This window comes from Microcystis sp. M53602_WE12, from assembly GCF_030065455.1.
Classification (GTDB): Bacteria; Cyanobacteriota; Cyanobacteriia; order Cyanobacteriales; family Microcystaceae; genus Microcystis; species Microcystis aeruginosa.
On the sequence record NZ_JASJFB010000039.1, the window covers coordinates 1 to 22,758 of the forward strand.

Annotated in this window: 19 protein-coding genes; 14 read left to right on the forward strand and 5 right to left on the reverse strand. The window is 40.7% G+C overall.

Annotated elements, in window-relative coordinates; all coding sequences use genetic code 11:
• Nucleotides 1-268 precede the first annotated feature (268 nt).
• Together PX482_RS01610 and PX482_RS01615 are read right to left on the reverse strand one after the other, a co-directional pair.
• On the reverse strand, nt 269-1,909 hold the full coding sequence (locus PX482_RS01610) for an MBL fold metallo-hydrolase (RefSeq protein ID WP_002762297.1): 1,641 nt from the start codon (nt 1,907-1,909) through the stop codon (nt 269-271).
• A 24-nt stretch (nt 1,910-1,933) separates the two neighbouring features.
• Nucleotides 1,934-2,056, reverse strand: coding sequence for a DUF8629 family protein (locus PX482_RS01615; protein ID WP_002737208.1), 123 nt, complete (start codon nt 2,054-2,056; stop codon nt 1,934-1,936).
• A 661-nt stretch (nt 2,057-2,717) separates the two neighbouring features.
• Between PX482_RS01615 and PX482_RS01620 the strand changes: the two genes are divergently transcribed.
• A complete protein-coding gene (locus PX482_RS01620) occupies nt 2,718-3,377 on the forward strand; it encodes a type II restriction-modification system restriction endonuclease (RefSeq protein ID WP_288094506.1) in 660 nt (219 codons plus the stop codon).
• Between the two features lie 2 nt (nt 3,378-3,379).
• A complete protein-coding gene (locus tag PX482_RS01625; protein WP_002756800.1) occupies nt 3,380-4,834 on the forward strand; it encodes a hypothetical protein in 1,455 nt (484 codons plus the stop codon).
• Between the two features lie 18 nt (nt 4,835-4,852).
• On the opposite strand, the gene PX482_RS27990 is transcribed toward PX482_RS01625, so the two are convergent.
• Nucleotides 4,853-5,107 (reverse strand): hypothetical protein, encoded by a 255-nt coding sequence (locus PX482_RS27990; RefSeq protein WP_002756798.1) that lies wholly within the window; start codon nt 5,105-5,107, stop codon nt 4,853-4,855.
• Between the two features lie 83 nt (nt 5,108-5,190).
• Between PX482_RS27990 and PX482_RS01635 the strand changes: the two genes are divergently transcribed.
• Nucleotides 5,191-5,337 (forward strand): hypothetical protein, encoded by a 147-nt coding sequence (locus PX482_RS01635; RefSeq protein ID WP_002756797.1) that lies wholly within the window; start codon nt 5,191-5,193, stop codon nt 5,335-5,337.
• Nucleotides 5,338-5,394: 57 nt separating this feature from the next.
• On the forward strand, nt 5,395-6,354 hold the full coding sequence (cysK, locus tag PX482_RS01640; RefSeq protein ID WP_002741039.1) for a cysteine synthase A: 960 nt from the start codon (nt 5,395-5,397) through the stop codon (nt 6,352-6,354).
• A 220-nt stretch (nt 6,355-6,574) separates the two neighbouring features.
• On the opposite strand, the gene PX482_RS01645 is transcribed toward cysK, so the two are convergent.
• Nucleotides 6,575-7,291 (reverse strand): hypothetical protein, encoded by a 717-nt coding sequence (locus PX482_RS01645; protein WP_288027708.1) that lies wholly within the window; start codon nt 7,289-7,291, stop codon nt 6,575-6,577.
• Between the two features lie 535 nt (nt 7,292-7,826).
• Between PX482_RS01645 and PX482_RS01650 the strand changes: the two genes are divergently transcribed.
• The 8 genes from PX482_RS01650 (at nt 7,827) to PX482_RS01685 (ending at nt 18,989) form a co-directional block, all read left to right on the forward strand.
• Nucleotides 7,827-10,052, forward strand: a complete 2,226-nt coding sequence (locus tag PX482_RS01650; RefSeq protein ID WP_002756793.1) for a patatin-like phospholipase family protein — start codon at nt 7,827-7,829, stop codon at nt 10,050-10,052.
• A 41-nt stretch (nt 10,053-10,093) separates the two neighbouring features.
• On the forward strand, nt 10,094-12,388 hold the full coding sequence (locus tag PX482_RS01655; RefSeq protein WP_002756791.1) for an SH3 domain-containing protein: 2,295 nt from the start codon (nt 10,094-10,096) through the stop codon (nt 12,386-12,388).
• 254 nt (nt 12,389-12,642) lie between these two features.
• Nucleotides 12,643-13,950: a leishmanolysin-related zinc metalloendopeptidase gene (locus tag PX482_RS01660; protein WP_002753630.1), complete on the forward strand. Its 1,308-nt coding sequence runs from the start codon at nt 12,643-12,645 to the stop codon at nt 13,948-13,950.
• 91 nt (nt 13,951-14,041) lie between these two features.
• Nucleotides 14,042-15,097 carry a DUF3616 domain-containing protein gene (locus tag PX482_RS01665; RefSeq protein WP_002756790.1) on the forward strand — a complete coding sequence of 352 codons (1,056 nt, stop codon included), beginning with the start codon at nt 14,042-14,044 and terminating at the stop codon, nt 15,095-15,097.
• A gap of 73 nt (nt 15,098-15,170) precedes the next feature.
• Nucleotides 15,171-16,829: a DUF4127 family protein gene (locus tag PX482_RS01670; protein ID WP_288027711.1), complete on the forward strand. Its 1,659-nt coding sequence runs from the start codon at nt 15,171-15,173 to the stop codon at nt 16,827-16,829.
• 36 nt (nt 16,830-16,865) lie between these two features.
• On the forward strand, nt 16,866-17,876 hold the full coding sequence (locus PX482_RS01675) for a hypothetical protein (protein WP_288094504.1): 1,011 nt from the start codon (nt 16,866-16,868) through the stop codon (nt 17,874-17,876).
• Nucleotides 17,877-18,169: 293 nt separating this feature from the next.
• The gene (locus PX482_RS01680) at nt 18,170-18,349 is read left to right on the forward strand and encodes a hypothetical protein (RefSeq protein ID WP_002756784.1); all 180 of its coding nucleotides are present in this window, start codon (nt 18,170-18,172) and stop codon (nt 18,347-18,349) included.
• 127 nt (nt 18,350-18,476) lie between these two features.
• Nucleotides 18,477-18,989, forward strand: coding sequence for a PEP-CTERM sorting domain-containing protein (locus PX482_RS01685; protein WP_288094503.1), 513 nt, complete (start codon nt 18,477-18,479; stop codon nt 18,987-18,989).
• 268 nt (nt 18,990-19,257) lie between these two features.
• Here the strand turns inward: PX482_RS01685 and PX482_RS01690 are convergent, their stop codons facing one another.
• The gene (locus PX482_RS01690; RefSeq protein WP_288121997.1) at nt 19,258-20,829 is read right to left on the reverse strand and encodes a hypothetical protein; all 1,572 of its coding nucleotides are present in this window, start codon (nt 20,827-20,829) and stop codon (nt 19,258-19,260) included.
• Between the two features lie 348 nt (nt 20,830-21,177).
• Between PX482_RS01690 and rfbF the strand changes: the two genes are divergently transcribed.
• Both rfbF and PX482_RS01700 read left to right on the forward strand, forming a co-directional pair.
• Entirely contained in the window at nt 21,178-22,008 is an 831-nt protein-coding gene (gene rfbF, locus PX482_RS01695; RefSeq protein ID WP_002756779.1) for a glucose-1-phosphate cytidylyltransferase, read from the forward strand.
• Nucleotides 21,993-22,274 carry a GDP-mannose 4,6-dehydratase gene (locus PX482_RS01700; RefSeq protein WP_002756778.1) on the forward strand — a complete coding sequence of 94 codons (282 nt, stop codon included), beginning with the start codon at nt 21,993-21,995 and terminating at the stop codon, nt 22,272-22,274. Before rfbF ends, PX482_RS01700 begins: the two co-directional genes overlap by 16 nt.
• Nucleotides 22,275-22,758 lie beyond the last annotated feature (484 nt).

A 22,758-nucleotide genomic window follows, 5' to 3' on the forward strand; every position in this document is an offset into this window, starting at 1 on the left:
ACTATCGCCCCAAAATTCTGGTCAATTAATCCTATTTTATGCTAAGTGGGTGGGTGGAATTAAATATAAGATGAACGTAGGTTGGGTTGAAGCATGAAACCCAACGCCCGATTATGTTACGCTACCGCTAACCCATCCTACTGGACTGTTTCAGCTAAAATAGGGCAATAGATTTCGGCTTAAAGTCTTAGATTATAGAATTTATAGCATTTTTCTAATACACCAAATTAGCTGAAACAATCCACTACAAATAATTGTGCCTCCCTAATTATATATTGGCCTCAAAAACGGGACAATAGCCTTCAGCAACCACTTTAAAACCGTAGAGGGGAGAAGCGGGATTCCAACAGCGCTGACTTTTGTAGTGGACACAGACACGACAGCAATCCATCTCCTCTAAAGCTTTGGTGATGCGATTGGGACTCTCGCTTAATAACTCCCGTTGGGAGACTCCCCGCAATAATAATTCTTCCCCTTGCCAGCGCGCTTCCACCAGTCCCGTATCGGCGAAATTACTCCACCGGGGATCCCGGGTGATCGGCTCTGGTAAGGTGATAGTGACGATCGAATCCGATTCATTTAATTCTCCCTCATAGTGGCTGGGGGCCGGGGGTGTCGGTTGCATAAAGCGATCGCCAATAGGCAATTCCACCAGAGTTCCCACGGCCGGAGAATGGAGTTGATAACGGCTTTGTAATTCTTCTAAACTGGTCAAATCCGCTAGATATAGGGGCGAGCCATGGACGAACATGATATGCTGCGGTCGCAGGTTATGGATCAGTTGGGTGGTGTTGCGACTATCGCTATGTTCGGCCAGTAGATAGGTTTCTTGGCTAATTAATTGCGAACGCTGTGCCGCTTTTAATCGGGGATTCTCCAGGTTGATATCGTGCAGGTGTTGGGGAGCTAACATTAACCAAGGTTTATCCCCTTGCAGATATTTACTCACCTCCTCTAGGCGATCGATTAGTAAAATTATCGGAGTGGTTCCCCCTAGAGGTGTCGGTTTTTCTGGCAACCTTCGCAACCGGGGACAGATGCGCTCATCCCAAAATAAGGGCTGATGTTTGGCAAAATTTTGCACAGATGCGGGAAATTGTGGTAAGATTTCTAGGTAGGCATCGCAGGCTTTAGCGATCTTGCCCCCAACCCAGATATCAATGTCGCGGCCCGTGAATTGGTGGTGCGATCGCAGTAACTTTAAAATTTCTTGACCCAATCCCAAGGCGGGGACGGGTAGTAGGACATTTTGTCCCTCGGCGATCGCATGATAGATGCGATTCATCAACTGTTTTTCCTGCTGTCGTCGGTGGGGATGGCGCTCTGTGCCGTAACTGCCTTCAATAATCAGCACATCGGGGGATATTCCCCGCAGCAGATCGATCGATAATCCTTCCACCAGTTGAAAATTAGACAGGGAAAAATCGCCGGTATAGAGGACTTTATAGGTGCGTTTGGGGGTTTTGTAGGTGAAGAGGACCACGGCAGCCCCAGGGAGGTGGCCAGCTGGAAAAATCTCGACGGTGAGATCATCAAAGAGAGCGATCGGCGATCGCCATGGCCAACCCTGACAGAAACTGCCGATTTCCTCAGCAGAATCGGGCCATTGTAGGGGCAGCAGTTGTACTGTCACCTCACTGGCATAAACTGGCAATTGGGGATAGGTCTGATGGAGAGCCATTAACCCACGGATGTGATCGCTGTGGGCATGACTACAGAACACCAGATCCACGGGTGGTTTTTTGTTTTCGGTGAGGGGTTGCATATCGGCCAAACCGCAATCTAAAAGTATGCGATGGGGACCGATTTTCAGTAGGAGACAAACCCCTTCCGATGTGTGACCGACACCAAAAGGTAAACAGGATAAAAGGGATTTCGACCCCCAGAGGGCAGTAGAGCGTTGAACCATGGCAACCCTGATTATGATGACTGGTTAGTGAGCCGAACCATTGCCATCGTAGTTATCGCTATCGTAAAAACCGTTGCGGGTGCCGAAAAAGAGACAAGAGACGGTGAATACGGCCGTTAATGCCAACAGGATTAATTTGATGTCCATATAATTAGTGCAACTCCTCAGAGGGTATCTCCCCTCATACTAACCCAACTTTTTCGGTTGTTAGCAGCTAGGTTTCGGATTTGTCCCTGGGCGCTCACCCTCTTTCCCCCACCATCGCCCGGTCTATGTTAATAATTAACGAAGGCAGGAAGCGGAGGGCAGGAGTCCGTTTTTGTAACGGGGATTTATACTCCGCTCCAAAAACTTTTCGCCAACCAGGAGCGAGGTTTTAGACCTGTCCATTAGTCACATCTTTCTTAACATTTCAAACCTTTGTAGCACAGGGCTTTCAAGACTCGGTTAACAATCTGTAATATTCCTTGTTGACACCCTTAATGACAAAGAAAAAACTGAAATCAAGTCAGGATAAGGGTTAGAGTCCTTACTGACCAAATTGTTAAGAAAGATCTCTATAAGGGATAGGTTTTAGACAAGGGTTGTGCGCGATAATTTTAGTTAATTTAAAAGTCTTGAGCAAAGCTAATCCCAAGTCACAGGACTACTTTTCTGTATCTCATATTAAGAAAAAACTATGAGCGATAATATTTTGTCTCAAGCTTCACAGCGATCTATTACATAGATGGCAGTTGACTTATAATTAAGAAAGCTTGCTAATTTTGTCAGATAGAAAAAACGAGGAGATTAATTAATTTAGCTATATATGTCAAGATTAACCCAAGAATCTTTAGGTAATGAGGCGGCTATATTTTCAGCTTTAGAGTCTCAACATCAAGAAGCTTCGCTCTACGGTGTTACAGATGGTAAAGCGATCGGAACCTACTTAGAACAAAAGTTTAAACTATATCTAAAAGAAAAATATGATTTTGTTGAGGGTAATGCAGCCAGTGGTATCGATTTTCCTGAGTTGCTGGTTGATATAAAAGTAACCAGTACTAAACAACCACAATCATCTTGTCCTTTTAAATCCGCAAGACAAAAGATTTTTGGCTTAGGATATTCCTTAATTATTTTTGTTTATGAAAAGTTAGATAATAGTCTCAATCGCACTGCCAATTTAAGAATGATCACGACAATTTTTGTATCGGCTGAAAGAACAGCTGATTTCCAGATGACTCGTGGTATTCGCAACATCTTAAACAATCAGGGTAACAAAGATGATTTAATGGCCTTTATGTTAGATAAAAACTTACCCGTTGATGAAATGGAAGCATCCAATATAGCCGATGAAATTCTTGCTAATCCTCCAGTACAAGGATTTTTAACCATTTCCAACGCCTTACAGTGGAGACTACAATATACTAGAGTAATTGATCTTGCTGGTCAAGAAGAAGGATTAATCGCTATTTATAGAGAGAATTAGTAATGTCAGTTTCTCCAGTTAAAGTTGAATACGGCGACTTTCAAACTCCTTTAGAGTTAGCCGAAAAGATTTGCCAAAAGTTATCACAAATAAATGTTAATCCCAAGGTAATTATTGAGCCAACTTGTGGTACAGGAAACTTTTTAAAATCGGCAGCAGTTACCTTCAAACAAACTGAAAAAATTCTTGGCTTTGAAATTAATCCTAATTATGTTGCACAGATAGCCCAAGATGAGCAATTATGCCAAGATACAAGAATACAAGTTCATCAAAATAATTTTTTTGACTGTGATTGGAATGCTCTAACTCAAGCATGGAAAGAGAATATTTTATTCTTGGGGAATCTACCTTGGATAACAAACTCAAAACAGGGATTGATTAATGGTAGCAATTTACCGCAAAAAAGTAACTTTCAAGGTTATCATGGTTTAGATGCTATCACAGGAAAAAGTAACTTTGATATTTCAGAATGGATGTTAATTAAATTGATTGAATGTCTTAATCATCGTTCAGCTTATCTGGCAATTATCTGCAAAACAGCCGTTTCTAGAAAAATTTTGAACTATATTTATACTCAGAAAATTAATCTCACCTATTCGGCAATTTATCCGATAAACACTCAAAAATATTTTCAAGCTAATGTAGATGCTTGTCTCCTATTTTGTCAATTTGATTCTCAATCAGAAAATTACTTTTGTGATGTTTTCAAGAGTTTTGAGGAAAGGGAGTTTCAGCGTATTGGTTATCAAAATGATATTCTAGTCAGAGATTTAAATACTTTTATCAGACTAGAGAAGTTATATCATCGGCATCCTCTAGTAGAAAAATGGCGTTCAGGTATTAAACATGATTGCTCAAAAGTCATGGAATTGCAGTTAGTTAATGGAATTTTTGTCAATGGTTTAAAGGAAATCGTTGATATTGAAACCACCTATCTTTATCCTCTCCTTAAAGGTTCAGATGTGGCACAAAATCGCCTAGAAATTATCAATAAATACGTTTTAGTAACTCAGAAGTTTATTGGTGAATCTACAGAAAATATGCGAGATATAGCGCCAAAAACTTGGCAGTATCTAGTTAATCATGTAGATTACTTTGGGAATAGAAAAAGCAAAATCTATCAAAATCAACCAGATTTTTCTATATTCGGCGTTGGTTCTTACACCTTCTCTCCTTTTAAAATTGCCATTTCTGGACTTTATAAGAAACTGAATTTTCAACTTATATCACCCTATCAAAATCAACCAGTTATTTTCGATGATACTGTTTACTTCTTAAGCTTTGATGATTTAGATACTGCTCAGAAAACACTACAGCTTCTCAATTCTTCCCTAGCGATGGAATTTTATTCATCTCTGATATTCTGGGATGAAAAAAGACCAATAAAAACCCGTATTTTAAATAGTTTGAATTTATCAGAATTAGGGTGTATTACTAACGCCAACGCAGCTAAGTAACGCATCTCACGGGATATTTTATGATAATTTTTTCATCTCCTCGATAATTGTCCTTGTCTCGACGCTAACGGTACCCCCACGGGTTAATAAGTCAACCACTTGCTCTTTATACTTTACAAAATGATAGGTATTAAATTTCTGAGCGATGGTTTTATCTTTGGATTCCTTTTCTTTATATTGATCTTTATACATTATCATAACTACTCTAGAATATCCGCCCTTAATTTCTATGTGTTGTTCTTTCAATAGGGCTAGATTAGATTTAATGGTCATGACCGTAATTCTGACTTTAGTAAACTATCCATAATTATTTTAGTACAAGTATAAGCTTTTGGAAAAAAGCAATCTTATCGGTCATGGTAGTTTTGCCTGTCTCTGGGAATCAACTCGGACCGACTGAAGAAACAAAGGAAAATGGAAATTTTGCCGATCTAGGGCTGGCCTTTGCTATAAGTGAGCTATATAGCGCCTCCTTGGCTAGTGAGGAAATTCTCAAACGCTAAAGCTGAGAGCTCACCGCTATAACTAAGCACACGAATCACCCAGACTGAGAAAATATCATGCGTATCGCTCACGATGTCACCGAATTGGTTGGCCGCACACCTTTAGTACAATTGAATCGGATTCCCCAAGCGGAGGGCTGTCTTGGCCGAATTGTGATGAAATTAGAAGGGATGAATCCCGCTGCTTCCGTCAAAGACCGCATTGGCACTCACATGATTAATAGCGCCGAAAAAGCGGGTTTAATCAATCCAGAAACCACGGTTTTAGTGGAACCCACTTCTGGCAATACGGGAATTGCCCTAGCGATGACTGCGGCAGCTAAGGGTTATCGCTTGATTTTAACTATGCCGGAAACGATGAGTTTAGAGCGCCGGGCGATGTTAAAAGCCTACGGTGCTACCCTAGAACTTACCCCCGGCTCCCAAGGCATGAAAGGGGCAATTTTACGCGCTCAACAAATCGTCGATAGTATCCCCGGCGCTTATATGTTGCAACAATTTCGCAACCCTTCTAACCCGGAAATTCACCGTCTCACCACTGCTGAGGAAATTTGGCAAGATACGGAGGGACAGGTAGATTTTATTGTTGCGGGTGTGGGTACTGGAGGCACGATTACGGGAGTCGCTGAAGTAATTAAATCCCGTAAACCTAGTTTTCAAGTAGTCGCGGTGGAACCTTTCAATAGTCCAGTGATTTCTGGTGGTAATCCCGGTCCCCATAAAATTCAAGGTATCGGTGCAGGTTTTATTCCGGAAGTTTTACGCACAGATCTGATTGATGAGGTAATTACTGTCAGTGATGAGGAAGCTTTTCAATTTGGTCGTCGTCTGGCAAAAGAGGAAGGGTTGCTTTCGGGGATTTCTTCCGGTGCCAATCTTTGCGCCGCGATTCAACTGGCCCAACGACCGGAAAATGAGGGTAAATTAATTGTGGTGATTCAGCCTAGTTTTGGGGAACGTTATCTGAGTACGCTGATGTTCCAAAATATCGAGGAGCGCGAGTTAACTTTGGTGTGAAAAAAATATCGTCTTCAGCCTCTACAGTGAGCCTTTAGCTTTAACTATAGCAGTTATCTTAAATGGTGGCCTAGGATTCAGGCGCAGGTCGTCGGTCGTCAGTATTCTCCGAGTCGGGAGCCGGTCGTTAGGAGACAGGTTTTAGGTTTTGGGGTTTTGGGGTTTTAGTTCAATTTCCCCACTTCCCCACTTCCCTATACTTTTTAAACAGGATTTAGTATTAATCGTATTTTAGGAGGGATTTTTTCACCTGTAGGGGTATTTGTAAAGGTTGCGGTTTGATTGCCTCTTTCCCGGAACAATTATCCAATAAAGCCGATCGCACTTGTGCATCGGTTTCTCGCGAGAGAAGATAACGGAAGTATTCTTGGCATTGTTCTCGACGACTGGGGGAAAGTTGCATTTCACTTAAACGTCGGACTGCCATTAAGCGCATTAAGGGATCATTGACTGTTAATTTTTCTAACCAGCGATCGAAGTTTTTTGACTCATTTTGACCGCGATGGTCGAGAAAATGCCATCCTAGCAGGATTAAAGTCAAAACCGTGCCAAATCCTTGCAAAATTGAGGCCAGGGCCAACCAGCGATTTTCGGCATAGGTCCAAATGGCGACAGCGAGATAGGTGGCTAAACTGCCCAAACCGCCACAGACTACCGCTAAAGTTAACTTACCGCTATCGGCACTGAAAAAAGCACGCCCCCACAGCCACAGCGATGGCCAGTTTTGACCCTGGAGATGGTAAACTCCGATCATCGCCCCCACCCCGGTTAAAGTGGCCAAAACTAACTGCCAATTCCACGCCCAGAGGATCAAAAAACTAGCACAAGCTGCCGCCCATGTCAAGAATTGACGGGTTTTTTTGGCGGCGAGAGTTTTAATGACTCGACGCTGCAGAGCGGGGGAAAAATAGGGAGGAAGGCGGAATACTGAAGACACGGGAAGTTTTTCACTGAGGGTTTGATGATCACTATAGCCTGTTCTCAGGCAGACAGATCATTTTTCTCGGTAAAAATCCTCGTGGCAAAAGAGCGCAGTGCTAGGGTGGGCTAAAATTGCGATCGAGAATCAGCTAAAGTTCAGGTTGGCGGGCTTAGGTGTTAAGATGGTTTGCCATCAAACTCAACTTTTTTTATTAGTAAATAGCTGAACAATATTCTGTAAACTTATATACAGAAACCTAAAGAAATATATTAATTTGCAGTCTTTAGGGCAGCAAGTTCTGATAGACGATCTAAAGTAGTAAGTATAAATACCGCATCTAATTTTACCTAGTCACGCCAGCTATCTAACTCATCTATTTCACTTCCGAACAGAGTTGAAACGTCCTTTGTCTCGGTTGAATCTTGCGGGACTTTTGCAAGATGATCTTACTTATTTAACTTTGCAATAAAAGGGGATTGCTCCCCAGAAGTTTTCAGAGTGGTTGGATTGTGTTTGCCTAAAAAATTTTTGAGCAAGGAGATTAAATATTATGGATACTTTATCTACAAATTCCCATCCCCGGCGTACCATTGCCTTGACTTTTTCTGGGGGAGGCTTTAGAGCAGCAGGATTTTCTTTAGGTACAATGGTTTTATTAGAAAAATTGGGTTTACTGGAGAAAGTTCAAGCTATTTCATCTGCTTCTGGAGGCTCGATTGCCGCTGCTTTTTTTCTGATGGCTAAAGCCAAAGTTTATACACCAGAAAAGCCAGATTTACTTGATGGTAATTCTTTTTATCAAGAATTCTATACTCGCCTCAAGTCTTTTCTAGAAAGTGACAAGGTTGCCAATGCGATTTTGTCAGATTTGGGAGGTTCTCAAAAAATGATTAAAAATGCTGCCAATTGTTATAAGGAACAATTGTTAGAAACCCTATTCGGAATCTCTAAACCCTCACCAGCAAGAGGAACAAAAGAAATAAATGAGCGAGTTTGGCAATTATTACAGGATGCTAATACTTCCCCCGACTGTTTAAGTATCAATTCCACTAATATGACTGATGCCTCTTTATTTAGATTTGCGATGTTACGGACAATTATCAGTGAAGATAAAGAAATCTGTAGAGAAGGGAAAGGAATAGTAATTGGCAACAAATTTATTGATATATCTGATCCAAAAAATCAACAAATCAGCCAAGATTGTCAAAATCTTAGCTTAGGAGACATGATTGCGGCTTCCTCTTGTTTCCCTCTTGGTTTTGAACCAATTATTTTTCCCGATGATTTTGGCGATAACAAAGAAAGTTTAAACCACTTACAAAAACTCACCCCCAATCAAGATAGAGTTGCTTTGATGGATGCTGGTTTGTACGATAATTTAGCCTTAACTTCTGTTGAATCCTTAAGGTTAACTTCTGTTAAGTCATCAGGATTTTCTTATGATAAATCTAAGCCAATTAAACTACCAAATAAGATCGATCTTGTGATAGCCACCGATGCAGATAACCTTGAACCATCGAGTGCTTTATTAGATGCGTCTAAACTCAATCAAGTCAATAAATTTGAGGATTTAGTTAAGAATTTAACAGGTTTTACAAGAACAGTCCTTCAGGCAATTATAAAACCTCTAAATTTTCTTTTCACCTCCCGTAAGTGTCGTTGGATTGGCTGGTTAGCTTCTCAAGTGGGTATTAAAGGAGATGAGCTTCCCGCTCATAACTCATGGCGGTCTCTTGATCATAACAAATTAGCCAAACTAATTCCAGATCGAGTCAAAGAATTATCTCCTGTATTTGGCTCTTTTTTGCAAAGAAATCGCAAACTTACTTATCAGTTTTTGCAATATAAATATGAGCAAGAGTCCAACAATCCTGAAGGAGAATCCCAAAAGATTGATCTAGTTCGTAATTTGATCTTTGACCTTTATCATAGAAATGATCAAGATTTGGCCCTAAGTGAACTAGATTGTCCAGTGCAAGAGTGGAAAGAGGAGGCTCCCTTAGAATCTGGTGAAACTCTCAAACAAATCAAAAAAATGATCGCAAAAATTAATACACTGGTCTTAGCTTTGGTCTTAGATCAGAATGAGGAACTAGATACTAAGAATTTGATAGGAAGATTTGAAATCAATGAAACAAATAACCAAGAATATATAATTTGTCTATCTAAATTAGCGACGGCTCTACCGACAACACTTTGGTTAAAATGGTACAATGTTTGCAGTGTCAAGAGTTACGAAATCTCCCTAATCAAGAAGATTTTAGACCCTAAGTCAGTGCTAATCTGGAAAATAGATAATCAAGAGGAGACAAAAAAACTGATAACCAACTTAAAGATGACTTTTGCTAGTCAAAAAGAAGACAAAAGAGTGACAGCAGCGGAGGTGGTTATTGCCTGTGGTTTCGTGGCAGCTTGCTATAATCTTTTAGAGTATTCAGCCAATAAAAGCAAGCTACTTTATAGTAACCAATCGGATTTCACCTTAACTAAAGTGGACAGAAATAATCCTCAACAGATGAAAACTTTAGCCGAAATATTTAAGGCAAATTTTTCTGAAAAATCTCAATACTTAAATCTAGACATCGGAGAAATTAAAAAAGCAGCTGCAATCTGGTGGGAAATTATCTCAAGGGAGTCTCCTAGTCAGAATTTTTCAGAGGAAGAAAGTTTACATCTATTTATTAAACATATCGTCCAGATGTTGGAGGAGTTGCCACCAGAAAAAGTCTCCACAGTGATGGAGAAAAGGGATGTGATCGCTGCGTCAATGTTTTAATCGAACTTTTTATTCTTTCCTAAATAAAGGAGGAAATGATTATGATCTTCTCATGGACTGATTATGTGCGTGCCGTTGCTACCACCGAACAAATTCCCACTCGGTATCGCAAATTACGGGTTGTTCAATTAGCACAAGCAATCGTTGAATCTGCACGAGGTACGAGTAAACTTTTTCAAGAAGCGGGAAACCCCGGTGGACTCAAATGGCGAGATAAAATTGACGACAATTACACCGAAAAAATCACCCATCAAATTTGGTTAGTTACCCCTAGCGAACCCAATGGTTGTTATTGGTGTCATTGGAAAACCGCAGAACAGGCCGCAATGGGATATTGGCGGTTTATCGGTCGTCCGAATTCCCCCTATCAGGGATGGGAAGAATACGATAATGATCCGGAAGGCTATTTACAATATATTTGGGAAAAAGGCTATGCCACCGACCCAAACTATGTCAGTAAGGTCAAAAATGTTTTCCCTGAAGCTCAAAGCTTACTAGATGAATATGGTGGAGAACAACCTCCCCCATCACGGGTTTTCAAAGTTGCTATTATGCCAGGACATGGAGGGACAGATTCAGGGGCAGTCAACCATGCGCTAAATTTACGGGAAAAAGACTACAACTGGAAAGAAGCAGTTGAAATTAAAGCCCGTTTAGAAGCGGAAGGCAATTATCAAGTGATTATCTGTCGTCAAGAAAATGAATTAGCTTCCCTTTCAACCTTGCAACAACGAGCTAATGACAGTGGTGCAAATGTTTGTTTGTGTCTGCATCATAATGCTTGTAACCGACAGGCAAAAGGTTGGTGGTTATTTTATGTGAATCGGAGTCCAGAATTTGAGAAATTTATCAAAATCATCGATAAACACTTCCGAGGACTGCCTTTACAAGGACGGGGTTATGAATACGCTGGAACGCCCTTTGCTCATGACTGGTATAGTCGAGTCTGGAATTGTACCCATGCTTGTACCATGCCCACCATCTTGTTTGAAAGTTGCTTCATTGACAATGATGAAGATGCTCGTTGGTTGAGAGATGGCGGTTATCAGCAAATCGTTGAGAAAATTTGTGCGGGAGTTAAGGAATATTTAGGAAGTCAACCACCCCTACCTCAGCCTGAAAAATTCGTCTTTGTCTGTGATGCCAATCCGCCTTTAAATGTGCGGAAAGGTGCAGGAAGTAATTATGATCCTGTGGGGCGTTTAGATAACGGGACACGATTAACGGTTGTAGGTGAAGAGGGCAATTGGCTCAAAATTAGTAAACCGATTGAAGGTTATGTTCATCGTGACTTGACAAAATCTTCCTATTGCGTGTTTGTCAATGACCCGAATCCGCCCTTAAAAGTCCGTTCAGGGGCAGGAACAAACTTTTCGGTGGTCACGGAACTGACTAATGGCACACCCTTAAACGTGATAGGGACGGATGACAATTGGCTTCGCATTGATAAACCCGTGGAAGGTTATGTCTTTACTTCTTTAACTTCCTCGCTGCATCGAGTCTTTGCTGCTGATGCCAATCCTCCCTTAAATGTGCGCTCTGGACCTGGAACTACCTATGAAAAAGTGGGTCAATTAGACAATAATACGGCTTTAACTGTCGTAGATGCTGGTTTGGATAGTCAAGGTGCGAGATGGCTTCGTATTAGTTCACCTTGTTCCGGTTGGGTTCTAGAAAGTTTAACCTCCGATCGCCTGATGGGTTCGGGAATCAACCCTCCCGCTTCTAATCTATCGGAAAGTGAGCAATACGATTATTGTGCCGAGATTATCACCCATAATGGCGGAACATTGCGTAAACGCAATTTAATCTCTTTCCGGAAGGAAACCAGTACAAAAGTCAATGATTGGCATGGTTGTTACGATGATATTACTTACATGATCTGGAAAGATGGCGCAGGGAAACACGCTTGTAAATACGCCTCTAACACGGAACCCTCATCTCAGTATGAAGATAGTAATAATCCATTGGCTGATCGCAACAGAATGGGGGTTGATGCAAATGGTGATGGACGACTGGATTTAGGACGTTTACCCGAAGGATATTACGAATATAAAACAGGAACAAGTGCCACCCTGGGTAAAGTATTGTGTCCTACCGCATCAGCCATGGCGGAACGAGATACCAGTCACGATGGCCTATTTCAACCTAATGAACCTCGTGCTTCTGCTGGAACAACGATGTTATTTCATCAAGGTGGAGAAACGAATCCTTTCAGTGCCGGATGTCAAACCATGCCTCCCAATGAATACACCAGATTTTGGAATGATTTAAACAGCAACGGTGATCCTGGTGTTATTGGTTATACCATTGTTCGCTGGTGTTCAATTGCTTAATTCCTTGTCCATTCACGTCAAGTTAAGCAATCACAGATAAAATATTGTCGGCATTGACTTAACTTGATTACCAAGAATGGCAACACTATTGGCTGAAATGGCTGGATAAAAGTCAAAGGCGATCGAGATGTTCATTTTGTCTTTGAAGAATACGCAGAAGTCAAGGAAACTTAAACTTTTTGTTAGGTAGGGCAAAATCAATCTAATCCCCTCCTAGTTTTAATAATTATGATCACTTATTTGAGGACTTAATTATGATGTCAATCCCTGAAGAACTCAATCCCAACCAAGGCATCCCTGGATGGCTAGAACTCGATGATTTAAGCCTTCATGGAGACATGGTAGCACGCATCCCTAAAGGAGCTTATATCAAAGGAATAATCGGTGGAGAAAAACCTTTTTTTCCCGTCTCTGAAATTCTTGGTACAGCTATCTCTAAACCTGAAGGAGTAAATAGCAATTGTGGATGGGTTGAATTAGAAACTCTGACCTTTCATCGTGACATAGAAGCTGTTGCACCCCTTGCTCCTTATGTGCGGGGAGAGATGGATAAAGACCACAATTTTTATCCCGATAAACCTTATACTATTGTGCGCTCAAATGATTTTATTGGCAATGGAGAAGAAAAGTTTATGACGACTCAAGCTATCGAAGCATTGGTAAATACTGTCATTAAAAAATACCCCATTGATAGTACACAGATAACCGATCCAAGACAAAAATTTACTTTATTAGCTGGATCGAAACTTGAGATTCAACAGTATGACAGGGTGGATCATAATCATTGGAAATTGCTTTTATCTTCCCCTGTCAATGGTTCAGTCATCTGGTTTGCTTATAGTCCTCATGTCAATATCATTCGCCCAAATATTAACCGAAGCACGGTGATTACTTACCAAATCTTAAACGATGACAATGGGAAGCTGAAAGCAACCGCTAAATTAGCCTGTAACTTTTGGAATCGTTTTGTCATTCCTCAGTCTAATATTGTGATCCGACTAGGAACATTTTATAGTCCTGGTTCTGTGATTGCTAGAGCCTATAAACCTTATCAACAAGGCAATACCGTCTATGGCAAGATTGAGTTTAATACTAAGTATCTTGGAACGTTTACTAATTATGGTATTGCTGGCACAATTATTCACGAAATTGGACATACATTAGGATTTGGTTGGGATCAATGGATGAATTTGTTTTATCAAAATACGGGTGCTTTTAAACCCGAAACAATCAAGAAGATTCCCGAACTACAATATATGTTTGTTGAAACCGATTATGGTCCAGGAACAGCATATTCCCACTGGGACGAAGAACGATTTGATCAGGAATTAATGACGGGATTCAAAGATACCTATGAATATGTCTTACCTGTGACGATTAAAGTGATGGCACTTCTCGGTCATGTTATTGCTGAGGAATTAATCCAAAAAACGAATTTAGAAACCTTGATTCGTGAGATTGAAGATGTTCTATTCACCATGACAGAAACAGTCCAAGAAATTAACTTTGAATACTATAAAGATACCGAAATATCGGAGGAAATTTACACCGCATTGACCTAAAATTGTCAACATAAATATGGGGGGAGTTATTACTATTTTCCTGAATTAAGCTTCCCCCGATCGAGTGTTTCATAATTTAAGGACTGTTTCTATGAAAATTACCCACCTTTTCAAGCTATTATCAGCACTTAGTTTGGCTCTTCTTCTCGGTTGGCTTTTCCCGATGGCTCATATTAAGGCTGACAATGTATCAACACTGGGAAAATATCCTGTCTGTGAACCATCTGCTGTCGTAAAAGTAACCTGTCCAGAATCAGAAGGAAATTGCCTTTTAGTAGCAGATAATGAACAAAAAGACGCTCTCTTTCTCTATTCTGTGAGTTCTAAGCAATTAGACTCAACTCGTCAAAGTCAGTTAGCCTTAGAGAAAAAAATAAGTGACATTGAAGCGATCGCAAAATTAGATGATAATAAAGTTCTTCTCTTCGGTTCTCACAGTCGTAACAATAAATGTGAGATCAAAGCAAATAGACAACGGTTTGTACAGGCTCAATTGTCGGGAAATCAATTAAAAATTATTGGTGAACTGATCCAAAGTCCTCAAATCGATTCTAAAGTTCTCTTTCAAGGTCTAGATGTGAATTCTAACAAGATTATCAGTGCCGTGAGTCGTGCTATTGATGAGGCGGAAACCAAGGCTAATCAATCATTAGGAGATAAAGTGGCGTGTGAACAAGCCAATGCTTTTAATGCGGAAGGAGCAGTAGCCATTCCTGAGCCTTTATCCCTCGAAAAATTCAAGATTTGGATTGGCTTACGTTCTCCCGTTGTCACATTAGACGCTAAGAATTATGCTGTTTTACTATCAATGGCTAATCTGGATAACTATCAATTCGATGGTGCAACACTTCTAGATTTAGGGGGACGGGGAATCAGAGAAATTACCTTTGATAATAACCAGATTTGGGGAATTGCTGGCGGGCCGAAAGATGGTCAAGATAATTTCGTTTTTTGGAAACTATCGGCTGAGGATCTCAAACCCAATACGATTCTTAAACCTGAAATCCTTCGAGAATTACCCCAGTCATCGGAAGGATTAGCGATCGTTGATGGAACGGCCTATATTTTGATTGATGGCGATAGTGGGGATTCTGGAAATCAGTGTGAAATACCCGCCAGATTTGTGCAATTTACTGTCCCTGATTAAAGTTGTTTCCTCACATTTTGCCAGTTTTAAAACTTAGATAATCCTCTCACATTGCCAAAAAGGAGCAAAAATGATGACTACTCAAAAACTGAAAGCTCTAGTCAATACTGTTATCAAACAATCTACCCTAGATAGCAGTCAGATTACTGACCCTACTCAAAAATTTTCCTTGATAGCTAAAGATGAACTTGAGATTAATGATTACAAATCTGCGGACAATAATCACTGGGAATTAGAATTAACAACCCCTGTTAATGAGATAGGGAAATGGTTCGCTTATATTCCCCATGTCGAAATTAAAAGTAATGACCCTGTGGCCAAGATATTACAAGATATTAAGCAGTCTCAATTTAAGGTGTATCATCGACCAACAGAACAAGATAAAGCGGGACTGGGGATTTTTCCTTTAAATGGATTAGACGGACGTTCAGAACGCATTTATCCAGCTTATATTTTGGGACCGAGAAGACAAGTAGATAGTCTTGTCAGACAACTCAATGCCTTACTTTCTGTTAAGGATACAGCGTTTATTATTGCCGAGCGTTTAGTCCAATATCCTGAAGACTATCTTGCTACTCTTTCTAAATTTGATAAAGCAGTTCTTATTCAATCTTTTGTGGGTGTTGGTAACTCTACCTCTGACAACCTAGTACCAAGACATGAAAAAGAATTGTGGCGTATTGAACAGTCAATTCGCCTTTTACAAGCAAGCCATTTGTCTATCTCTGCTCTTGTTTGTGCTATGGGAGATTCCCCTAGTTCAGTCGCTATAAAAGTTCGCAATAAAATCCAAGAAAGACTTGATCAACTTCTGGAAAAATACCATTTATCTACTCTGAAAAAGCCAATTACTTGGGGTGCTGATGAGTTAGTAGCAATGGCGATGGCTCAAACTCTTCCTCAGACGAAAGTGCGTATTCAAGTAGCGAATAATGATACCAAACTTCATTATGATGCTAACCGCCAGCCTTGGGAAGTGATTCGAGAAAAATTGCCCGCTATCGGACTCATTGAAACCGAAAATGATTGGGATTTTGAGGTAGCTATTTTAACTCGTCGTCAAGGTGGTAGCACTGATTGTTATCAGAAAGACGACAAGGAACAAGCGAAGTTAGATGAGCGATTTCTGGCTAAATATAAGAACTATTCTTCCGAGCAACGCGCTAAATTAGTCATCATTGATGGCCGACTTTTTAATGGGGCTTGGAATGCTCAATCAGTCCTGCCTTATGATGATTTATTGGCCTTTGGTAGCTGGGGAACATTTGGCAATTGTTTTGGCTCAACTTTGGCAGCAGCAAAAATTATTTTCTACGCTAAAAATCCTGCTGCTCAGAAACAACTTTACCTAGAGGCAATTGCTCATGACGTTTTTGCTAATGGCTATCAAGAAGTTCAACGACCAGAAGAACCTAAAAGCTTCTGTAATCAGCTAAAAAATCAAACAGGAATCACTTTCAAGCATTACGACGGATATGATAATCCTGCTACGGTCAAAAAAGTCTTTGAGGTCTTAAATCGGCGCGTTAATGCCAGAATGCAAGAACATTTTACAGGACTTCCCCTTGTTAATAACCGAGTCTTCCGAATTACCCCGCAATTTTGGCGCACTTTTGAGAGTGAAGTCCACATCTGGCCAAGATTACCAGAGGAAATTCATAAAGTTGGTATCTATCGTACCGATCTGGAAGCGATCGCTTTTAATCCTTCATTGGGCGATCAATTCGTCTAACAGTAAATTTTTCAACAATCCCATAGGAGAAATACCATGACTTCCCTACAAATTATCAATCCTACCAATCATGCTCACTTTGAATGTCTAAAACCTGTTACTTTTAGAGGCAAAGTAAATTCTGGAATAGTCACTGTAGAACTCACAGCAGATGACAAATATTCCCTAGGCAATAATCAGGTTAAAGCAGACGGTTCTTGGTCGATTACTTATTCAGGATTCACGAATCCTGGTGATCGCAAAATTACCGCTATCGCTCACACTCAAACCAATCAAAATAAAGAAGAAACCAGCATTCTGATTCATGTGGCAGCTCCCTCAGATTATACTAAAACTATTTATGAGGGTTTAGTTTTAGATGCTTACAAAAACCTCCAACACACCCAGTCTCTGCCGACAGATCACAGGTTAACTGATGCCGAAGGATGCCGGTTATTTGAACAAGGAATCCTGCCCATTCTTCAGTCCAAAACAACCTTTATGGAAGCAACGGAGGAAGGTCATAAGAAACTAAACGAATTAGTTGAACAAAACAAAGATCAATACGGTATTCATCATGCACCCTGTGCTTATTCTGTCTCCTGTGTGATGAAATATCTGGCTGAAAAGTTAGGATTAGCCACCGTCAAAGCACTTTTCCAAGACCCCTGTTTAATTGATAATGTTCAAGTTACAGGCGTTGAGAAAAAACTGCGTCGTCTGGGATTTCTCTACTTTTTGAAAGAAGATTACCTAGCACCTCGTGGGGCAATTGGAGCAAGATGGCCTCGAAATAATCAGGATCAATCGGGTCACATTTATTACATCACCAAAGATGGAGCAAAAAGGACTCAGTTTCCCAACCCAGAGAATGATTGGGATGATCAACAGGGCAAACACGAAAAGGGCATAAACGGGCCTAAATGGCAAATTAAAGACCTTCATGCTGAAAACCTCGATTTCTTCGATCATGTTTATATACAATGGGAGAATGGCTACACAGAAGGATTTTGGTTGCCACCGGGTATTTATCCTTTAAATCGTGGTTTCAATCTGTCGAATCTTTAGTTCCGTATTCTAACAATGCCCATGGGCCGACCGTTTAAAGTAAGTGGCACTTCGGTAATAGCTCAGTTTCTAATGGCAATTGGTCAGTCTCTTATCGTTTTACTGACAACGGCAAACGTCAAATTGAAGCGAGAGGATTTGATCAAGATAATCATTCTGTTGCTAGTGAAAAGATTACTTTAGAAATTGAAGCTTCTTCCATAAGCTGTGAACTAAGAACGAAACTCTTTGAAATTGGCGGTTATTCTGTTTGGCAAATTTCAGGACAAACCGCTTTTTTCTATCAATCAAAAATGAGTATTGATGCCGATGGTGCGCCGAATGCCTATCATCCCGACAATATTGGCTTAGATGATCTGAAAAATGCCGGTTATCCAAATACGTCTTGGTGGAAGAATATTCTTGTCCCTGACCCTCAAAATCCTAATCGAGCTTATGAGCAACGGGAGCATCTCATTTATGCAAGCGAGTAATTATACTTGTCCCTAAAACTGGTTTCTAGCAAGGCTTTCAAAATAGCTTGACATAAAACCTGATTTAGGGGTTACAAAGGTGAGCATGAGCAATGCCCACCTGAGTTTTTTTTAAGGAGTAATTACCATGAATAAAGTTGCTGTAATCACAGGTTTAGCCCTAGCATATTTTGGTGTTAATGTCAATAGTTTGCAAGGGGCAAATATCACCTACAATTTTCAAGGTGTCATAACTTATGGAAGTCTGACGGGAACTTATTCCGGTTCGGCTAGTTTCGATAATGCGGCGATTACAGGAGTGGATTTTGAATCTATCCCCTTGACCAATATTAGTTTTAATCTACTCTCCAATACCTTTAATCTCGCTTCGGCCGATGCCCCTCCCGTGGTCAATTATTTCGATGAGACTTTTATTGGCATCGATTATAGTGTCACCTCTACTAATGCTTTCTTTCCCATCGCTAATTTTGCCCTGACTAGCGGATTGTTTAACCTCAGTGAAGCGGCTTTTGCCTATACTCCTCGCTTGGGTATTGCGGGACAAGGTAGCCTAACTTTTAGCAAAGTTCCTGAACCTTCTATCGTTATCGGTTTAATCATTTTAGGAGGAATAGGTTTTGTCCTCCGCAAAAGGCCATAACTAATTTGAGACTTCCTTCGCTAAAAACGCCTACGTCTAAAGCTCTTGCTAAAGTAACTCAAGAATATATTTTGGTCTGTAATGAAGTTCCGGGGGAAGGCGATAAGTTGTCTATTTCGAGGTTCCCTATTTTAGCACGATGGTAAGTAGGGAGGCACAATTATTTGTAGGATGGGTTAGCGGTAGCGTAACATAATCAGGCGTTGGGTTTCATGCTTCAACCCAACCTACGTTCATCTTATATTTAATTCCACCCACCTACTTATTTCTACTCAATTTTATAGAGATAGGCTTCCGGGGTTTCAAGAAGGGAAGTCATCGGGCGATCGAGAGGGGGGGTTTTGGCGAGGGTAAAAATTGGAAATAAATCGTTCATTTGGATAGCCATTTTAAATTTCGGCTGTATATAATAACTACCCGATGGGCAGGCATTGGTTATCGTTAGCTCTCTTTTGGTCATAAAGGTATCGATATAATCATACTGACCATGCTCTTTTCTTTTGCCTTTCTTGGCCGGATCACAAAGGGTTGAACCGACCGGAATCTGATTGATAATTTCCACTGTATCGGCCACGGATAGGAGTCTTTCGGAACCGTATTTACTGGCAAGATAACGTTGATTGAAATAGAGATTAGTTGCGATAGAATAGCCGATGATAATTGCTAGAACTAGACCGAGGATCCTGTCGAAAGTCTTAGTAAAGTTTAGATAGGCCAGACTAGCGATCGCCAAGAGGATAGGAGCAAACCAGAGTAAGATTTTACGATGGGAATAAAAATGCTCATCAGGATAATTAGAGGAAGCGTAGAGAAAAATTATCCAAGTGATCGCAAAAAAGCCGATCAGTGTTTTATTGCCTCGATATTTTTTGATGACTATGTATAGAGAAATGCCGAAAAAAATAGCCGAAACTACGACATTGAAAATCGATATATTGTCATTCAAAAAAAACACTTGATTACCCAGATAAACCGTTTCCCAAATCGCTTTAAATAGACGAGTGAACAGATTACTCGATGGTTCACCGCTCGCCCCCTTCTCCGTGAGCGCTCTCACCAGTCCTTTCGTATTGGCGAAATTCCGAACTATCTCACTGTACCAATACATAACTAAGGCGAGATTTGCGGAGAGAATCGATAGAAAAGGCAAAAGACATTTACGAGTATTCTTGCGATTTCGATAAACAAACCCTAGAGAGGCGATAACACAAGTCACTGGGATAATTAACATCGTGGTGGTGTGTAAACTCACCAATATAGCGACGGTAATCCCGAAGAATATCCAAGCTATAGCCTGATAGAGCAGCGGCTTACTCGTTTCCATCTGGAAACGATAGAGTAAAGCAAAAACGAGCAGGAAAAAGGGTATTGGGCTAGGACACCAGGAAAAATTATTAATGAAATAGTCCGCATAGATCGTGCTATACCAAAATCCTGCCAAACTGGACAGGAGAAGACGTTTATCTTGTTCTACATTTTCTAAAAGTTGATAAACAAAGTAGATTAAGAGGGGAATCGATAGAAAAGAAAATAGTCCATTGGTAAGGACTTGAAATTCGGGAGCGGTACCGAAAATTGTCAGGGGAAACCCTAAATAAATATAGAGGGGGGGAATTGCGAATCCATATTTTCCACCCCCACCCGCAAGTCCCAATTGAGGAAAGTTTCCCTTCCACATATCCATCCAAATATAACCAATGGTAATCTGATCCGGATCCGGTCCGATATCGAAGGTAACGTATTCAAAGATACTGACAATCCTGGTGAAAAAGGCAAAGGCGATCGCTAGAATCCCTAAAATCAGTGCCGTTACTCGGACTTTATTGATTGATTTCCCCATAAGTGTCGGTATTTTTATCCTAAAATTGTCTGGTAGCTTCGTGACCGTATACCCGAATATTTATCTTCGCATGGTAGCACGAATTTCTAGTCCTACTCGGTCAGAATTATAGCGTTAAAGATGAAGTATAACCTGATTTAGCATTACTGGCCGACTCCCCAAAACGAAAACTTCGTACCTCACCATAAAGATAACTGCTATAGGATTTAAGAGCCTGTTTAGCAATAAACTGGGTACACTCGCTTAACAAAATTTTTTTTAGACAGATCTTGGACACAATCAGGAATCCCGTGTTAAACTGCCTCGATAAGATGATGTCACTCTCAAGACCCTTCACTATATAATCTAATGGTAATACAATCGGTCAGTTTAACAGTTAAGGACTATAAGTCTAACATTCCCGTGGCTATCTTGTGTGGTGGCAAAGGAACCCGACTGCGGGAAGAAACCGAATTTCGACCTAAACCGATGATTGCTGTCGGAAATCGGCCAATTATTTGGCATATCATGAAAACTTATGCCCATTATGGCTTAACTGACTTTATGCTCTGTCTAGGTTATAAAGGGGAAATAATCCGGGACTATTTCTTTAGCTATGATTGGAATCAAAGTGATGTCCTCTTAGAGTTAGGCAATAAAAAAGTGACCAAACTCGATAGTGGACATGATGAAGAAGACTGGCGTATTTGGTTAGTTGATACGGGACAGGAAACCATGACCGGAGGCCGTCTTAAACGTCTCACCTCTTATATAGATCAAACTGGAAGTGATATCTTTTTAGCCACCTATGGGGATGGGGTTTGTGATGTGAATATTGCGGATCTGTTGGATTTCCATTACTCTCATGGTAAATTAGCCACCTTGACGGCGGTTCGTCCTCCTTCTCGCTTTGGCGAGTTAGTGATTGAAGATAATCTAGTCAGTCAGTTCCAAGAAAAGCCCCAAACATCTGAAGGATGGATTAATGGGGGCTATTTTGTCTTAAATCGCAAGGTTTTGGATTTAATTGAGGGAGATGCGACGACTTTTGAAGCACAGCCCCTAAGAACCCTGGCTGCTTTGGGAGAACTCGCCGTCTATAAGCATGAAGGGTTTTGGCAGTGTATGGATACTTACCGAGAAATGGAAATGCTCAATCACCTTTATGACACTGGACAAGCTAGATGGAAAATATGGTAAAGGAAGCATTTTGGTCGGGCAAAAAGGTCTTTATCACGGGTCATACTGGCTTTAAGGGGTCTTGGCTGGCTTTTTGGTTACTCCATTTGGGGGCAGCGGTAAAAGGCCTCAGTTTAGCTCCCAATACCACCCCCGCCTTATTTGAGCAATTAGACTTAGCTCAAAACCTGAGTCAGCATATAGGAGATATTCGAGCGGCTGAGTTAGTGGCTCGTTTAATCGCTTCATGGCGACCGGATGTAGTCTTTCATTTAGCGGCGCAATGAGCGTCCTATACCGAACTCAAGTCATTGACAGATAATCAATCCTTTAATAGCAGGAGGCACTAAGTGGACATAGTAAATTCAATACATATCCAGATTAGGAAAATGCTCAAAAAGCAATCAAAAATTGATGGCAGATTTTTGGTAGTTGCTGCACTCTTAGGATATTTTGGGTTATTGTATCTAGCTAATTTTTTTGTTCCCTATCACAAGTTTTGGAGGAAACTAGGGGTTCCTGCGGTTAAAAGCCCTTTTATCGATCTTGCAGCCGTATTAGGGGCTTTTGATTGTGATCGATTGACAGGCGAAGTTTCCCTAACAAATAATTCCTGCTTCACTCAAATAGCTGAGAGGGGGACAAGCGAGCTAGAAGGTAGATAGGGCAAGCGATATCGCTCTTTGTCCTTTGATGTAATCCTTCAACCGATAGCGGCTAATTTGCATTAACTCTTCTATATTTTTTTGGAACATTTGATGTAGCTGGAGC

Bases quoted from the DNA above. Each gene is read 5' to 3' on its own strand.
- PX482_RS01610 (WP_002762297.1), bottom strand. From the start codon at position 1,909: ATGGTTCAACGCTCTACTGCCCTCTGGGGGTCGAAATCCCTTTTATCC.
- PX482_RS01615 (WP_002737208.1), bottom strand. From the start codon at position 2,056: ATGGACATCAAATTAATCCTGTTGGCATTAACGGCCGTATTCACCGTC.
- PX482_RS01620 (WP_288094506.1), top strand. From the start codon at position 2,718: ATGTCAAGATTAACCCAAGAATCTTTAGGTAATGAGGCGGCTATATTT.
- PX482_RS01625 (WP_002756800.1), top strand. From the start codon at position 3,380: ATGTCAGTTTCTCCAGTTAAAGTTGAATACGGCGACTTTCAAACTCCT.
- PX482_RS27990 (WP_002756798.1), bottom strand. From the start codon at position 5,107: ATGACCATTAAATCTAATCTAGCCCTATTGAAAGAACAACACATAGAA.
- PX482_RS01635 (WP_002756797.1), top strand. From the start codon at position 5,191: ATGGTAGTTTTGCCTGTCTCTGGGAATCAACTCGGACCGACTGAAGAA.
- cysK (WP_002741039.1), top strand. From the start codon at position 5,395: ATGCGTATCGCTCACGATGTCACCGAATTGGTTGGCCGCACACCTTTA.
- PX482_RS01650 (WP_002756793.1), top strand. From the start codon at position 7,827: ATGGATACTTTATCTACAAATTCCCATCCCCGGCGTACCATTGCCTTG.
- PX482_RS01655 (WP_002756791.1), top strand. From the start codon at position 10,094: ATGATCTTCTCATGGACTGATTATGTGCGTGCCGTTGCTACCACCGAA.
- PX482_RS01660 (WP_002753630.1), top strand. From the start codon at position 12,643: ATGATGTCAATCCCTGAAGAACTCAATCCCAACCAAGGCATCCCTGGA.
- PX482_RS01665 (WP_002756790.1), top strand. From the start codon at position 14,042: ATGAAAATTACCCACCTTTTCAAGCTATTATCAGCACTTAGTTTGGCT.
- PX482_RS01670 (WP_288027711.1), top strand. From the start codon at position 15,171: ATGACTACTCAAAAACTGAAAGCTCTAGTCAATACTGTTATCAAACAA.
- PX482_RS01675 (WP_288094504.1), top strand. From the start codon at position 16,866: ATGACTTCCCTACAAATTATCAATCCTACCAATCATGCTCACTTTGAA.
- PX482_RS01680 (WP_002756784.1), top strand. From the start codon at position 18,170: ATGAGTATTGATGCCGATGGTGCGCCGAATGCCTATCATCCCGACAAT.
- PX482_RS01685 (WP_288094503.1), top strand. From the start codon at position 18,477: ATGAATAAAGTTGCTGTAATCACAGGTTTAGCCCTAGCATATTTTGGT.
- PX482_RS01690 (WP_288121997.1), bottom strand. From the start codon at position 20,829: ATGGGGAAATCAATCAATAAAGTCCGAGTAACGGCACTGATTTTAGGG.
- rfbF (WP_002756779.1), top strand. From the start codon at position 21,178: ATGGTAATACAATCGGTCAGTTTAACAGTTAAGGACTATAAGTCTAAC.
- PX482_RS01700 (WP_002756778.1), top strand. From the start codon at position 21,993: ATGGAAAATATGGTAAAGGAAGCATTTTGGTCGGGCAAAAAGGTCTTT.